This window comes from Rhodanobacter sp. C05, assembly GCF_002001165.1.
Lineage (GTDB): Bacteria > Pseudomonadota > Gammaproteobacteria > Xanthomonadales > Rhodanobacteraceae > Rhodanobacter.
The window spans coordinates 180,415-195,291 of sequence record NZ_MUNQ01000010.1; the positions used below are offsets into that span (position 1 = coordinate 180,415).

The 14,877-nt window shown below is 63.9% G+C and carries 14 protein-coding genes; 6 read left to right on the top strand and 8 right to left on the bottom strand.

Features of this window, described 5'->3' with window-relative positions; translation table 11 throughout:
- The first annotated feature begins 263 nt into the window (after positions 1-263).
- From B0E51_RS10685 to B0E51_RS10695, 3 genes are read left to right on the top strand one after another with little or no spacing between them, the layout of a single operon-like run.
- Positions 264-1,388, top strand: a complete 1,125-nt coding sequence (locus B0E51_RS10685) for an efflux RND transporter periplasmic adaptor subunit (RefSeq protein ID WP_077444884.1) — start codon at positions 264-266, stop codon at positions 1,386-1,388.
- Entirely contained in the window at positions 1,381-4,476 is a 3,096-nt protein-coding gene (locus tag B0E51_RS10690; RefSeq protein ID WP_077444885.1) for a CusA/CzcA family heavy metal efflux RND transporter, read from the top strand. Before B0E51_RS10685 ends, B0E51_RS10690 begins: the two co-directional genes overlap by 8 nt.
- Before the next feature lie 2 nt (positions 4,477-4,478).
- The gene (locus tag B0E51_RS10695; protein ID WP_077444886.1) at positions 4,479-5,981 is read left to right on the top strand and encodes an efflux transporter outer membrane subunit; all 1,503 of its coding nucleotides are present in this window, start codon (positions 4,479-4,481) and stop codon (positions 5,979-5,981) included.
- A 21-nt stretch (positions 5,982-6,002) separates the two neighbouring features.
- On the opposite strand, the gene B0E51_RS10700 is transcribed toward B0E51_RS10695, so the two are convergent.
- Positions 6,003-6,620 (bottom strand): DedA family protein, encoded by a 618-nt coding sequence (locus B0E51_RS10700; RefSeq protein ID WP_077444887.1) that lies wholly within the window; start codon positions 6,618-6,620, stop codon positions 6,003-6,005.
- Between the two features lie 69 nt (positions 6,621-6,689).
- Complete coding sequence (gene dnaG, locus B0E51_RS10705) at positions 6,690-8,423, bottom strand: DNA primase (protein ID WP_077444888.1); 1,734 nt, start codon at positions 8,421-8,423, stop codon at positions 6,690-6,692.
- Positions 8,424-8,600: 177 nt separating this feature from the next.
- Between dnaG and B0E51_RS10710 the strand changes: the two genes are divergently transcribed.
- On the top strand, positions 8,601-9,221 hold the full coding sequence (locus tag B0E51_RS10710) for an N-acetyltransferase (RefSeq protein ID WP_254424498.1): 621 nt from the start codon (positions 8,601-8,603) through the stop codon (positions 9,219-9,221).
- Between the two features lie 13 nt (positions 9,222-9,234).
- Here B0E51_RS10710 and B0E51_RS10715 read toward each other — a convergent pair whose 3' ends face one another.
- Positions 9,235-9,405, bottom strand: a complete 171-nt coding sequence (locus tag B0E51_RS10715) for a DUF1328 domain-containing protein (RefSeq protein WP_077444890.1) — start codon at positions 9,403-9,405, stop codon at positions 9,235-9,237.
- 159 nt (positions 9,406-9,564) lie between these two features.
- On the opposite strand from B0E51_RS10715, the gene B0E51_RS10720 reads away from it, so the two are divergent.
- The gene (locus B0E51_RS10720; protein ID WP_077444891.1) at positions 9,565-9,867 is read left to right on the top strand and encodes a hypothetical protein; all 303 of its coding nucleotides are present in this window, start codon (positions 9,565-9,567) and stop codon (positions 9,865-9,867) included.
- A gap of 4 nt (positions 9,868-9,871) precedes the next feature.
- Here the strand turns inward: B0E51_RS10720 and B0E51_RS10725 are convergent, their stop codons facing one another.
- Both B0E51_RS10725 and rpsU read right to left on the bottom strand, forming a co-directional pair.
- Positions 9,872-10,318: a GatB/YqeY domain-containing protein gene (locus B0E51_RS10725; protein ID WP_077444892.1), complete on the bottom strand. Its 447-nt coding sequence runs from the start codon at positions 10,316-10,318 to the stop codon at positions 9,872-9,874.
- Between the two features lie 212 nt (positions 10,319-10,530).
- A complete protein-coding gene (gene rpsU / locus B0E51_RS10730; RefSeq protein WP_007081639.1) occupies positions 10,531-10,746 on the bottom strand; it encodes a 30S ribosomal protein S21 in 216 nt (71 codons plus the stop codon).
- Between the two features lie 68 nt (positions 10,747-10,814).
- Here rpsU and tsaD point away from each other — a divergent pair, with 68 nt between their 5' ends.
- The gene (tsaD, locus tag B0E51_RS10735; protein WP_254424499.1) at positions 10,815-11,879 is read left to right on the top strand and encodes a tRNA (adenosine(37)-N6)-threonylcarbamoyltransferase complex transferase subunit TsaD; all 1,065 of its coding nucleotides are present in this window, start codon (positions 10,815-10,817) and stop codon (positions 11,877-11,879) included.
- 236 nt (positions 11,880-12,115) lie between these two features.
- Here the strand turns inward: tsaD and B0E51_RS10740 are convergent, their stop codons facing one another.
- The 3 genes from B0E51_RS10740 to B0E51_RS10750 form a co-directional block, all read right to left on the bottom strand.
- On the bottom strand, positions 12,116-12,835 hold the full coding sequence (locus B0E51_RS10740; protein WP_077444893.1) for a pseudouridine synthase: 720 nt from the start codon (positions 12,833-12,835) through the stop codon (positions 12,116-12,118).
- Positions 12,836-12,982: 147 nt separating this feature from the next.
- Complete coding sequence (locus B0E51_RS10745) at positions 12,983-13,762, bottom strand: ABC transporter permease (RefSeq protein ID WP_077444894.1); 780 nt, start codon at positions 13,760-13,762, stop codon at positions 12,983-12,985.
- Positions 13,759-14,703, bottom strand: a complete 945-nt coding sequence (locus B0E51_RS10750) for an ABC transporter ATP-binding protein (protein WP_077444895.1) — start codon at positions 14,701-14,703, stop codon at positions 13,759-13,761. Before B0E51_RS10750 ends, B0E51_RS10745 begins: the two co-directional genes overlap by 4 nt.
- Positions 14,704-14,877: the final 174 nt, after the last annotated feature.

A 14,877-nucleotide genomic window follows, 5' to 3' on the forward strand; every position in this document is an offset into this window, starting at 1 on the left:
CCAGCAAACAGGAGAACCCTGATCTTGCACAGTAGTCGTTCAACCGATCAACCACCCCCAAGCCGGCCGTCTCGACGCCGCACCGCGCGCACTTCGTCGTGAAGTGAGTCCCGGACGCGGGGGCCGTTGACGGCCCAACCGCGGTTCAGGATGCGCCTGCCGTTCGTCTGCGAACGGCCTGCCTTTCCCTCGCCGTATGTACTGCCTGCCGGTCGCATGACCGCCACGGGCTCGTTCGCGCCTTCATGTCGAAGGGGAAGCTCATGTCGTTCCGTTGCATTCAACATCTGTCACGCCTGCCTGCTGCCATCGTGCTGGCATTGTCGCTCGCTGCCTGTTCGCATCAGACAGGCGAGGCACCACCGGCTCCGGCCGTCATCGCCGATCACGGCTTGTTGCGCATACCCGAGAAATCGCCGCTGCGCTTGCAACTGGTGGTGCAGCCCGTCGAGATGCGCGATGTGCCGCATGCGGTGGTGTTCCCCGCGACCGTCGAGGCTGATCCGGCACGCACGGCCAACGTGCTGCCTGCACTGACCGGCAAGGTTGTCCAGCTGAAGGTTGGACTCGGTGATCACGTCACTCGTGGCCAGTTGCTGGCGGTGATCGATTCGGGCGATCTGGCGCAAGCCTATGCCGATGCGGACAAGGCTCGCGATGCACTCGACCTGGCGAAAAAGAGCATGGACCGGGCGCATGGCGTGCAGCAGGCCGGTGGCGTTGCGATGAAGGATCTGGAGGCAGCGCAAAGCAGCTACAACCAGGCGCTGGCCGAGTTCAATCGCGCGCAGACACGCCTCACGGCGGTGGGCGGTGCCTCAAGTGCGCATGCGGCGCGGGCGATGAATGTCTCCGCGCCGGTCAACGGCTACGTGACCGCGCTGTCGGTCTCGCCGGGTGAGTTTGTCAATGATGCCACCGCCGCGATGATGACCATCGCCAACCTGGATTCGGTGTGGATCACCGCGAATGTGCCGGAAAGCGAGGTCGGTCTGGTCGCCAAGGGGCAACCGGTGGATGCCACGCTGTCCGCGTATCCCGATCAGGTATTCCACGGACGGGTCAGTTTCGTCAGCCCGGCGCTGCAGCCGGATACGCGTCGCGACATGGTGCGCGTCGCCATCGCCAATCCCGATGGGCGACTGAAGCCGAACATGTACGCGAATGCCAGCTTCAATATCCCGCAGCCGGCGCAGGTGTTCGTGCCGGAGTCGGCGCTGCTGATGAACAACGACAACACCACGGTGTTCGTCGAAGTGTCGCCGTGGACGTTCGAGCGCCGCACGGTCGAGCTCAGCTACGACGAGACGGTCGGTGCGCGCGTGGTGAAAGGCCTCAAGGCCGGTGATCGCGTGATCGTGAAGGGCGGGGTACTGCTCAATGATTAACACGATCTTCCATTTCTGTTTCCAGAAACGCATCTTGTTCATCGTCGTGACGATCCTCGTCGCGTGCTTCGGCTATTACTCCTGGACCCAGCTGGCGATCGAGGCTTATCCGGAACTGAGCGACGTCACTGCCCAGGTCACCACCCAGGTGCCGGGCCTGGCCGCCGAAGAAATCGAACAGCAGATCACTACGCCACTGGAGCGCGGTCTTGCCGGCACGCCCGGGCTGGTGAGCATGCGTTCGAGCAGCACGTTCGGCCTGTCATTGATCACGCTGGTGTTCAAGGACGGTGCCGAGGATTACTGGGAACGCCAGCGCATCATGGAGCGGATCGCCCAGGTCACGCTGCCGCCCGGGATCGCCCCTGGTCTCGATCCTGTGTCCGGGCCGGCCGGCGAGATTTATCGCTACACGCTGGAATCCGACAGCAAGAATCTGATGCAACTGTCGGAGTTGCAGAACTGGGTGATCGTGCCCGCGCTGGAGCAGGTTCCCGGTGTCGCCAATGTCGATACCTTCGGCGGCTTCACCAAGGAATTCCAGCTGGAGCTCGACCCGGCGCAGCTGTTGCACTATGGCGTCAGCGTGGGTCAGGTCAGCAGCGCGATCTCGGCCAATACCGCGAACGCCGGTGGCGGCCGCATTACCCGTGGCGAGCAGTCGTACATCGTGCGCGGCATCGGCATGGTACATACGCTGAAGGATCTGGGCGACATCGTGGTCACCCAGACCAATGGTGTGCCGGTGTTCGTGCGCGACCTGGGCAAATTGCAGTACGGCCACCAGGTGCGCGAAGGCATTCTCGGCAAGGACAACAACCCCGACACGATCGAAGGCATCGTCGACCTGCTCAAGTACGAGAATCCGTCGCGCGTGCTCGAAAGCATTCACGCCAAGGTTGCCGAACTCAACAAACAGTTCGCCGCGCAGGATGTGCGCATCGTGCCGTACATCGATCGCGACGATCTGGTCAACGCGACCAAGGAAAAAGTCTTCCACACCGTGATGGAAGGCGTTGGCCTGGTCTGCATCGTGCTGATCCTGTTCCTAGGCAGTCCGCGTTCGGCGCTGGTGGCTGCGGTGGCGATTCCGATGTCGCTGGTCACGGTGTTCATCCTGATGCAGTTCACCAGGATGCCGGCGAACCTGTTCTCGCTGGGCGCGATCGATTTCGGCGTGATCGTCGACGGCACCATCGTGGTGATGGAAGCGATCCTGCGCCGGCGCGAGGAGAAACCCGACGAAGTGCTCACCGAAGACGATGTGATGACGGTGACCAGGCATGTCGGCCGCTCGATCTTCTTCGCCACGCTGATCATCATCACGGCCTACCTGCCGTTGTTCGCATTCGAGCACGCCGAAGGCAAGCTGTTCCGCCCGATGGCGTTCACCGTGGGCTATGCCTTGCTGGCCGCGTTGCTGTGCACGGTCACGCTGACGCCCGGGCTGGCCTACATCGCGTTGCGCAAGCCGCGCAAGCTGTTCCACAACAAGCCACTGGAGCGGCTGCAGGCGGCTTACCGCATCAGCCTGGGCCGGCTGCTGCACAGGTTGCCGGTGGTCTATGTGGTAGCGGGTGTGGCGCTGGTCAGTGTGCTGGTGCTTGGCGTGACGATCGGACGTGAGTTCCTGCCCGATCTGGATGAAGGTTCGCTGTGGGTGCAAGTGCAGTTGCCGACCGGCCTGTCGCTGGACAAGGCGAGTGAGATGGCCAGTGAATACCGTCGCGTGGTGGGTGTGTTCCCCGAGGTGTCCTATGTGGTTACCCAGCTCGGTCGCAACGACACCGGCAGTGATCCGTGGACACCGTCGCACATCGAATCCGGCGTCGGCCTGAAGTCCTACGGCAACTGGCCGGCAGGCGAGGACAAGGCGGCGTTCGTACGCAAGCTCAACGCGCGACTGCAGCAGATTCCGGGCATCAGCGCGGGTATCAGTCAGCCGATCGTCGATGGCGAGAACGACATGGTCGGCGGTGCGCACAGCCCGCTCGTACTGCGCATCTACGGCGATGACTTCAAGGAACTGCGCCGCGTCGGCGGGCAGATCGTCGACGTGCTGCGGGATGTGCGCGGCACGGCGGATGCGTCGATCTTCCAGGAGCCGCCGATCCCGCAGCTGGCAATCGTGGCGGACCGGGATGCTGCGGCACGCTATGGCATCAACATCGCCGATATCAGCAGCCTGATCCAGACCGCGATCGGCGGTGCACCGATCACCCAAATCTATGTGGGCTATCGCGTCTACAACGTGACGACGCGTGTGTCGAATGAAGTCGCCAACAACATCGAAGCCATCGGCGATCTGCCGCTGACCGCGGCCAATGGTGCGCAGATTCCGCTCAAGCAGGTCGCGCATATCAGCCGCAGGACTGGCGAGAGCACGATCGCGCACGAGCAGGGTCATCGCCAACTGACGATCCGCATCGACAACCGTGATCGTGCGCTATCGGAATACCTGGCCGACGCGCAACAGCAGATCGACGCCAAGGTGCACTTCGACAAGCAGGGCTATCGGCTGGAATGGGCCGGTACTTTCGAGAACCAGCAGCGCGCGCAGGCGCGCCTGATCGTGGTGCTCGGCATGGTGCTGGCGATCATGGCCGTGCTGCTGTTCGCCGAGTTCGGCAAGCTGCATCAGGCGCTGCTGGTGCTGGCCGTAGTGCCGCTGGCTGCCGTGGGTGGCCTGATTTCGCTGCATCTGCGCGGTGAGACACTGAACATCGCCACCGCGGTGGGCTTCATTGCCCTGTTCGGCGTGGCGGTGCAGAACGGCATCATCATGGTGTCGAACATCAATCGTGTGCGAAAGGAAGGCCTGACGCTGGCGGAAGCGGTACTGGCCGGTGCCACCGAACGCTTCCGCCCGGTACTGATGACAGCCACCGTGGCCAGCGTGGGCATGCTGCCGGCTGCACTGGCCACCGGCATCGGCACGGACGTGCAGCGTGGCCTGGCCACCGTGGTGGTGGGCGGCCTGCCGATTGCCACCCTGCTTACGCTGTACATCCTGCCCAGCTTCTATTTCGCGATCGAACGCTTCATCGAGAGGCACCGCGGCCATGCGCCGTCGGCGAAGGACATCTGACCATGCATGCTTTCCACAAAAACACACTATGGCGCGCTGGCAACACACTGCTCACCCTTGGCATCGGCCTGCTGCTCAGCGCATGTGCCGTCGGGCCGGATTACCAGCGGCCGCCGGCACCCGCGACGCATGACTACGCGCCGACAGCCCCGCCGCGCACCGCTGCCGCATCCGGACCGGGCGACAACGCACAGCAGTTTGTGCAGGACATGGATATCCCGGGTCAGTGGTGGACGCTGTTCCATTCCGCGCCCTTGAACGCACTGATCGACGATGCGCTGAAGCACAACGCCGACGCCGACGCGGCACAGGCGGCGCTGCAGGCGGCATGTGAAAACGTGCGTGCGCAGCGCGGCGCGTATTTCCCCAGCGTCGATGCCAGCGTCAATCCAACCCGGCAAAAGACCGGCAGCGTGCTGTCCAGCAACGTCGCCTCGAACAGCACGCTGTACAACCTCACCACGGCGCAACTCAGTATTTCGTACTCGCCGGACCTGTGGGGCGGCAACCGCCGGCAGGTGGAGTCGCTGGTTGCGCAGGCGAATGCGCAGCGCTTCCAACTGGAGGCGACCTATCTCACGTTGACCACCAACCTGGTCAACGCGGCGATCCAGGAAGCCTCGCTGCGCGCGCAGATCGATGCCACCCGCAGCATCGTTGCGGACCAGGAAAAGATCATGACGACGCTGCAGCGCCAGCAAACACTCGGCGATGCTCCCGAGGCTGCGGTGGCTGCGCAGCAGGCTGCGCTGGAACAGAGTCGGGCCACTCTGCCACCGCTGGAGAAGCAGCTGGCTCAGCAACGCGATCTGCTTGCTGCGCTTAGCGGACGCATGCCGAGCGACACCATCGATGCACGCTTCACGCTGGATGCGCTGCAACTGCCGACCGAGTTGCCACTAAGCCTGTCGGCACGCCTGGTCGAGCAGCGTCCCGACGTGCGCATGGTTGATGAGCAGTTGCATGCTGCCAGCGCACAGGTCGGTGTGGCGATCGCGAACCGGTTGCCGAACGTGCAGATCACCGCGAACATCGGCAGCGCGGCGGACAGTGCGAGTTCCCTGCTGAGCACCGGCACCGGCTTCTGGAATATCGGCGCTGCGATCACCGCGCCGCTGTTCGACGGCGGCACGCTGAAGCACAAGCAGCGCGCCGCCGAGGCCACTTACCGGCAGAGCGCGGCGCAATACCGCAGCACGGTGATCGATGCAGTGCAGAACGTGGCCGATGTGTTGCACGCGGTGCAGTCCGATGCCGCGGCAGTGGCTTCGGCCGAACTCGCCGATCGGGCTGCGGCACGCAGTCTCGCGATTGCGCAGCGGCAACTCGCATTGGGCGATATCAGCGAAATGGCCATGCTCAATGCCGAGCAGACCTGGCGGCAAGCCGAGATCACCCTCGCGCAGGCGCGTGCGAACCGTTATGTCGATACGGTGGCGCTGTTCCAGGCACTCGGCGGTGGCTGGTGGAATCGGCATGACGTGGCGGCGGCCGCATCGCCATGATTCGTGATGCTTCCGCCCCGTTCAGTCCTGCGCGCGTGCGTGGCGCCGGTGTCGCCACCACAGCACCAGCGCGGTCAATACGACCAGGCCGACCAGCGCCCACAGGCTGCCTTGGCCGCGGCGCACCCACTTCATCAGCCACTCGTGGTTGTCGGCACCGAAATAGCCAAGGTAGACCCAGAACGGCACGCTGATCAGCGCGGCCAATCCATCCATCAGCAGGAAACGCGTAAATGACACGCGATGGCTGATGCCGGCGGTGATATAGACGGTCGTGCGCATGCCGGGCAGGAAGCGCGCGATGAACAGCATGCGGTTGCCGTAGCGCACGAATTTTTCCTGCACCATCGCATAGCGCTTGGGCGTGAGTATGCGTGCCACCAACCGCCACTTCAGCATACGCGCGCCGTAATGATGGCCGAGCAGGAAGATCGCGGAATCACCCAACAGCACGCCAAACATCGCCAGCGCGAACATGCCGTGCACGTTGACGTAGCCAAGTCCGGCGATGACGCCGCCGGCGACCAGGGTGATGTCCTCAGGCAACGGCAGGCCAGCGCCGCAGATCATCAGCGCGATGAACACCGCGAGGTAACCGTTCTCTGCGAAGATCGTGATCAGTCGTTCAAGCAGGTCCATTGCTGTCCTTTTGGCGGAAATATTCAGCACGCTTCACCGTGCTTCCAGCCCCGATTAATCGTGACAGCTTCATGAGACGCTCGATAGCGGAGTGATACGAATGGAAAGTAGATCACGCAGCTCGGATTTTTCAGCCTCGCTCAGGCTGTTTCGTTCCTTGGCCATCAAGATCGCCTTGCGCTGAATAACTGCCTCTCTCTCCATTTTAGCCAGCGCGTCAAAAAACTCGGTGCGCTGAGCTTCCGGTTCACCGACTGACAGCGATGCCATCAACTTCTGCAGCGATGGGTACTCCGGCCGTTCGGCAAAGTGCTCCACCAACATGGCCGGATTGATGCCTGGACGTGAGCGGGAAATATCGAGCAGCTCGGCGAGCAACTCCACGCCGGGCTTGTCCAGGCGCACAAAGCGGTATGGCCTTTCCACCTGATCGGCCAGCCCAGGCTGCGCCAGCAGCAACGAGATCGCGCTGCGCACCAGACTGCGTTGCACGGCGACCGGTCGTTGTACGGCACGATGTGTGGCGGGATCGACCTGCAGCACCGCGCGTGCGCCGCTGCGCTTTTCCAGCTCCTGTGCCATCAGGTCGCGGAATGCGCCATCCGGCAGTTTCGCGATCAGCGGACGCGCACGCTCGGCCAGCCGCGCGCGGCCATCGAGACTGCCCATCTCCACGTCGTGCGACAGCCCGTTGAAGAAGTAGTCCGACAGCGGCATCGCCTGCTTGATGCGTTGCTCGAAACCGTCCTTGCCCTCCTTGCGCACCAGCGAGTCGGGATCCTCGCCATCGGGCAGGAACAGGAAGTACGCCTGTCGACCATCGCGCAATCGCGGCAGCGCGGATTCCAGCGCCTTCCAGGCGGCGGCACGGCCGGCCCGGTCACCGTCGAAACAGAACACCACGTCCGGCGCGGCGCGGAACAGCACCTCGGTGTGCTCCGGTGTGGTCGCCGTGCCCAGCGTGGCCACCGCGATCGGCAGGCCGGCCTGGTGCAGCGCAATCACGTCCATGTAGCCCTCGACCACCATGATCCGTGTCAGATTCGCGTTGGCCTGCTTCACCTGCCACAGCGCAAACAGTTCGCGACCCTTGTGGAACAGCGGCGTCTCGGGCGAATTCAGGTATTTCGGTGACTGCTCCGAACTTAAAACTCTTCCGCCGAATGCGATCACCCGGCCGCGGCGGTCGAGGATCGGGAACATCAGCCGTTCCCGAAATCGATCGTACTTGCTGCCACGTTCGCTGCTGGCGACCATGCCGGCTTCGTTGAGCAGCTGCATGCGCCGCTCGTTGCTGCCGAGTGCCTTGATCACGCCGTCGTAGCCGGCCGGTGCCCAGCCAAGCCGGAACTGCTTGATGGTTTCCGCATCCAGTCCGCGTTTCTTGCAGTAGGCCTGCGCTTCGCTGCTGCGCGGCAGCTCGCCCTCGTACCAGCCGGCGGCGGCGTCCAGCAGCGCGTACAGGTCCGTCTTGTCCTCACGTGGTGCGGCCTCGCGGCCGCCTTCGCGCGGTACCTTCAGGCCGACCGTCTGCGCCAGTTCCTCGACCGCGTCGGGAAACTCCAGCCGCTCGTAGTCCATCAGAAACTTCACCGCGCTGCCGTGGGCACCGCAACCGAAGCAATGGAAGAACTGCTTGGCCGGGCTGACATAAAACGACGGCGAGCGCTCGTTGTGGAACGGGCAGCAGGCGGTCCACTCGCGCCCGGCCTTTTTCAATGGCACGCGCCGCTCGATCACGTCGACGATGTCGACGCGGGCAAGCAGTTCATCGATGAAGCTGTCGGGAATCAGGCCGCGCATAAGCGCCCTAGTTTAGGGCTTGCACTGCGGCGGCGGGGGCGAGTCGGCCAATGCAGTGGGCAACCCGGCCAATCTGCTGGCGGGGGACCACACTCGCGTGGTCGTCAAGCTAGCATCCTGGACAACCCCCGGTTGCTCATTTTGAGGCCCCTGATGCATCAGGCTGGACATAAAGCGGTGCAGTTTCGACAGGCAGCACCGGAGGATGCGCAGCAGGCGGTGCCGCTGATGTACAGCTCCGGCCCGGCGGCGTTCGACTACGTCTTCGCCGTACCGGGATATAGCGATGCGCAGGCGTTCCTGCGCCAGGCCTTTGTCGACGGCGCCGGCGAGTTCGGCTGGCGCAATCATGTGGTGGGCGAACTGGATGGCGCCGTGGTGGCGGTCGGTGCTGGTTTCGGTGGCGCCACGAAATGGCCGTTCACACTGGCGGCAGCGCGGCAGATCCTTGGCCACTACGGCTGGCGCCATGCGGCCGGGGTGATCACACGCGGCCTGAGGGTGGAGTCGGTGATCCCACCGCCGACGGGCGCCATGCATTATCTGGCGCATCTGGCGGTGAGCCCGTCATGGCGCGGCCATGGCTTCGGCTCGGCCCTGGTCGGTTACCTGCTCGACACTGTGCGGGATACCGGCCAAGGTCCGGTGATACTGGATGTGGCGACGACCAATCCGGATGCCCAGCGGCTCTACCAGCGACTGGGCTTCGAGGTCACACGCGAGCGCCGCTCGACGCTCGCCAATGGGCAGGGGCGGGTGCCGGATCACCGGCGCATGCAGTGGCGCGCGCCGGCCTGATGGCGTCAGGTCATCAGAAAAGGTGGATCACGCCGATCACCGCCAGCACGGCCAGCAGGAACAGGATCACGAAGCAGGTAAACAACACCTTGGCGATGGTTGCCGTGGCGCCGGAGACTCCGCCGAAACCGAGCCAGCCGCTGACCAGCGAGACGATGGCGAAAATGATGGCCCACTTGAGCATGTGTCTCTCCTGCAGCGATGAGTGGCTGCATGAGGGAGTTCCCGGCGAGCCATATGCAGCTTTTATAGCGGGCCGGACGTGAACGTGATGCATCGCCGGCTTGCTGCACATGGCGACGACCGGCAAGCTGCGTGGTCAGGTTGTGACAGGAGATGCAGGATGGTGATCACCGCGGTGATGGCGCATAAGCAGCGGGTGATCGTGCGCGCGTTCGAGCAGGCGGCCGCAACGACGGCAGCGACGGCACGTACGGCGGAGCAGTTGGGGTTGACGCCGGGCATGGCCTGGCATCAGCTGGTGGGCCATGCGGTGCTGCGTTGCCCGGGCGAAGCGCGCTATTTCGTGGATCTGGCGAATTGGCAGCGACTGCGCCAGCGCCGACGGCGTATCGCGCTGGTGGTTGCCGCCGTCGGGATGCTGGTGGTGCTGGCCGTGATCGTGCTGACAGCAAGAACCGGCTGAGACCTCAGCCGGCCAGCTTTGCCTTGATCTTGCCTGATACCACGGCCATGTCGGCGCGGCCGGCGGCTTTTTCCTTCACCGCGGCCACCACCTTGCCCATGTCGCGGGCCGAGCTGGCGCCGGTGTCGCTGATCGCGGCGGCAATCAGTGCGTCGATCTCTGCCTCGTTCAGCTTGCTCGGCAGGTAGGTTTCGATCACCACCATCTCGGCGCGCTCGATCGCGGACAGATCCTCGCGATGGGCGGCATCGAACTGGCTGACCGAGTCGCGTCGCTGTTTGAGCATCTTTTCCAGTGTGGCAAGGACCTGCACGTCATCCAGCTCGATCCGCTCGTCCACTTCGCGCTGCTTGATCGCCGCCAGCATCAGCCGGATCACGCCCAGCCGGTGCTTGTCGCCGCCGCGCATGGCGTTCTTCATGTCTTCGGTGAGCTGGTGCTTGAGTGTCATGGCGAAAGCCTCGGCGGGTCTGGGGCGGATGGCAATGGAAAACCGATTCTACGGAAACGACGAAGCCGGCGTTGCCCTTGGGGACAACACCGGCCAGATCGAATCTGCTGTGCTTGCGGCGGCTGCGAGAGCCCGCGCCGACCGCGTTTCCTGTGCGCGCAGCGCCGGGGCGCTGCAGGATCCACCGACGGAGCGGCGGATCAGGGGGAAACTCAGTACAGGCGGACCTTGCGCGAAACGTCACGCGACAGGCGACGCAGGTGACGCTTCACCGCGGCAGCGCGCTTGCGCTTGCGCTCCTGGGTCGGCTTTTCGTAGAACTCGCGCTTGCGCGTTTCAGCGAGCACACCGGCCTTTTCGCAGGTACGCTTGAAACGACGCAGAGCAATCTCGAACGGCTCGTTCTCGCGAACTTTTACGTTGGGCATGGAAACTCCGAGTGGTAGTCTTCCCGCGGATACGGGACTGTTGAATAGGGCGAGCCGCGAAGTATACCGTGCATACCACTGAATTTTCAAAGCCGACGTTTGGCAAACCCATTCTGGGCATCGAAACCTCCTGCGACGAGACCGGTGTGGCCCTGCTGCGCTGGGAGCCGGATGCGCCGGGCCGTGGCCTGCTCGCGCATACCCTGTACAGCCAGATCAAGCTGCATGCCGACTACGGCGGCGTAGTGCCGGAACTGGCCAGCCGCGACCACGTGCGCAAGCTGCTGCCGCTGATCCGCGAGGCGCTGGCCGAGGCCGGGCTGACCGTGCAGGACCTGGGCGGGGTGGCTTATACCGCCGGTCCCGGCCTGGTCGGGGCCTTGCTGGTGGGCGCTTCGGCCGGGCGTGCACTGGCCTGGGCGCTGGGCGTGCCGGCGATCGGGGTGCACCACATGGAGGGCCACCTGCTGGCGCCGCTGCTGGAGGAGAACCCGCCGGAACCGCCGTTCGTGGCGCTGCTGGTATCCGGCGGCCATTCCATGCTGGTCGAGGTCAAGGCGATCGGCCAGTACACGATCCTCGGCGATACGCTGGACGATGCTGCCGGTGAGGCGTTCGACAAGACCGCCAAGCTGATGGGTCTGCCGTACCCGGGCGGCCCGGCATTGGCGAAACTGGCCGAGCAGGGGCGTGCCGGGGCGTTCCGCTTCTCCCGCCCGATGACCGACCGGCCGGGACTGGATTTCAGCTTCTCCGGTCTGAAAACCCAGGTGCTGCTGGCCTGGCAGAAGTCGGATCAGAGCGAACAGACCCGTGCCGACATCGCCCGCGCATTCGAGGAGGCAATCGTCGATACGCTGATCATCAAGTGCAGACGCGCCTTGCAGGCCAGCGGCGCGCATCGATTGGTGATCGCGGGCGGCGTCGGGGCGAACCGGAGATTGCGTAGCGAACTGGCCGCAGCCGCCGCGAAGGACGGCTTCCAGGTGTACTTCCCGCGGATGGACTTCTGCACCGACAACGGCGCGATGATCGCGCTGGCCGGCGCGATCCGGCTGGCCAGTGGCCAGCACCAGGACGCCTCGGTGCAGGTTTATCCGCGCTGGGACCTGCAGAGCCTGCCGGCGGCGTAAACGGACAGCTCTACGCGCGACGGCCCTTGCTGCTTTGCTGCCCATTGCCTGGCTGTTGTCCATTGCTTGGTTCTTGCCTCTAGCCTTCATTCCCGCTTTCGCGGGAATGAAGGCTAGAGCAGGGCGGGAATGACGGCTTTGGGCTGGGATGACTGATTCAGGTCAGTCGGGCCGGGCAAGAGGAGCATAGTTGATGGCCCTGACACATGATGCATGGATAAGACCATCGCCATGGCTCACCACTGCGTACGCTCCGGCAGCAGCCCTTTCAGCTCCGCCTCGGTGAGATTGCGCCACTGGCCGACCTTCAGGTGGGCGAGCTTCACGTTGACGATGCGCACGCGGCGCAGTTGCGTCACGCGATAGCCGAACGCGGCGGCCATCAGCCGGATCTGCCGGTTCAGGCCCTGGGTCAGCACGATCGAGAAACCGAACTTGGCGATGCGGCGCACGCGGCAGGGCTGGGTCATCTGGCCGTGGATGCGCACGCCCTTGGCCATGCCGGCGAGGAATTCGTCGGTGACCGACTTGTTCACCGCAACCAGATATTCCTTCTCGTGGTGGTTCTCCGAACGCAGGATCTCGTTGACGATATCGCCATTGCTGGTCAGCAGGATCAGCCCTTCCGAATCCTTGTCCAGCCGCCCGATCGGGAAGATCCGCTGCGGATGGTCGACGAAGTCCACGATATTGCCGTCGACGCCGTGGTCGGTGGTGCAGGTGATGCCGACCGGTTTGTTCAGCGCGATATACACCGCCTTCTTCGCCGCCGGTGTGGCGGCGAGGATGCGCGCACGCACGATCTCGCCATCGACGCGTACTTCATCGCCTTCGAGTGCCTTGGCGCCGGTCGAGACCGCCTCGCCGTTGATGGTGACGCGGCCGGCGAGCAATAGATCATCCGCCTCACGGCGCGAGCACAGGCCGGCTTCGCTGATGTATTTGTTGACGCGCATGAGGCAACCGACGGTGGACGATGAAATGTGGGTTCGTCATTCCGGCGAGGTGCTTCTCAACAGCGAAGCTGGTCAAGCCGGAACCCAGCGCCTTTAGGCAGAAAAAGTCACTGGACCCCGGCTTTCGCCGGGATGACGAGCAAAAAATCAGGAGCGCAGCCCGACGCCGCGCTTCAGCAACTGCAGCGCCACGATCGACAGCCCGGCCACGAAGCCCAGCATCACCACGAACGCGACGCCGACATCCACATCGCTGATGCCGAGTACGCCGAAGCGGAACGCGTTGACCATGTACAGGATCGGATTGGCGTGCGAGATCGCCTGCCACGGCTCACTGAGCATCTTCACCGAGTAGAACACGCCACCCAGATAGGTCAGCGGGGTCAGGATGAAGGTCGGTACCAGCGCGATGTCGTCGAACTTCTTCGCATACACCGCATTGACGAAGCCGGCCAGCGAGAAAATCGTGGCGCCGAGCAGCACCGACAGGAAGGTGATGAAAGGATGCGCCACATGCAGCGAAGTGAAGAGCAAGGCGATACCCAGCACCATCGCACCGACCACCAGCCCGCGCGCCACTGCGCCGGTGACATAGCCGAGCAGGATCACCCAGTTCGGCATTGGCGACACCAGCATCTCCTCCACCGCGCGACTGAACTTGGCGCCGAAGAACGAGCTGGAGATGTTCGCGTAGCAGTTGTTGATCACGCTCATCATCACCAGGCCTGGCACGATGTACTGCATGTAGCTGAAGCCGCCCTGGATCGTGCCGATGCGGCTGCCGATCAGCTTGCCGAAGATCACGAAGTACAGCGTCATGGTGATCGCCGGGGGAATCAGCGTCTGCGTCCAGATCCGCACGATGCGCACGATCTCGCGGCGCACGATGGTGTTGAGGGCGACCAGGTTGGCGGCGGTATTGCTCATGTTGCCTGCTCCTTGCCGTTGCGGCCGCCTTCGACCAGCCGCACGAACAGCTCCTCCAGCCGGTTGGTCTTGTTGCGCATCGAGGTCACCGTGATGCCGTTCGTGGACAATGCCGCGAACAGCGAGTTGAGGTCATGCGAGCGGGCCATCTCGGCCTCCAGCATGTGTTCGTCGCGGCGGCGCAGGATGACGCCGGGCAGGCTGGGCAGTTCGTCGGGCATGGCAGTGACGTCCAGCACGAACGTCTCCACATCCAGCGTCGCCAGCAGACGCTTCATCGTGGTGTTCTCGATGATCGTGCCGTGGTCGATGATCGCGATATTGCGGCACAGCGACTCGGCTTCCTCCAGGTAGTGCGTGGTGAGGATCACCGTGGTGCCGGCCGCATTGATGCCGCTGACGAACTGCCACATCGAGCGGCGGATTTCGATATCCACGCCGGCGGTCGGCTCGTCGAGGATCAGCAGCTTCGGCTCGTTCATCATCGCGCGGGCGATCATCAGGCGTCGCTTCATGCCACCTGACAGCGTGCGCGCCTGCATCTGCGCCTTGTCCCACAGGCGCAGTTCCTTCAGGTACTTCTCTGCGCGCTCGGCGGCGATCTTGCGCGGGATGCCATAGAAGCCGGCCTCGTTCACGCAGATGTCGAATGGCTTCTCGAACTGGTTGAAGTTGATCTCCTGCGGCACCAGGCCGATCAGCCGCATCGCCTCACTGCGCTGCTTGTTCACCGACACGCCAAACACTTGCGCGTCGCCGCCGCTGGAGTTCACCAGCGAGGACAGGATGCCGATCAGGGTGGATTTGCCGGCGCCGTTGGGGCCTAGCAGGGCAAAGAAATCGCCGGGCTGTACCGTCAGCGAGATGCCCTTGAGGGCCTCCACACCGTTGCTGTAGGTCTTGCGCAGGTTGTCGACAACGAGTGCGGGTGTGGAGGTCATGGATGACGCCGAATGAGGGAAAGCCGAGGGAAACCAGCTGCATGGGCATGTCTGGCACCGGCAAAACGGGTAGCCGAGCGTGCCATGCAGCTTGGTCGGTGGCTCGCAGCGACCTATTATAGCGGGCTTGATGCCACTGCCCGGCTCCCGCTGGTGCACTCACTGTTTCCCGGA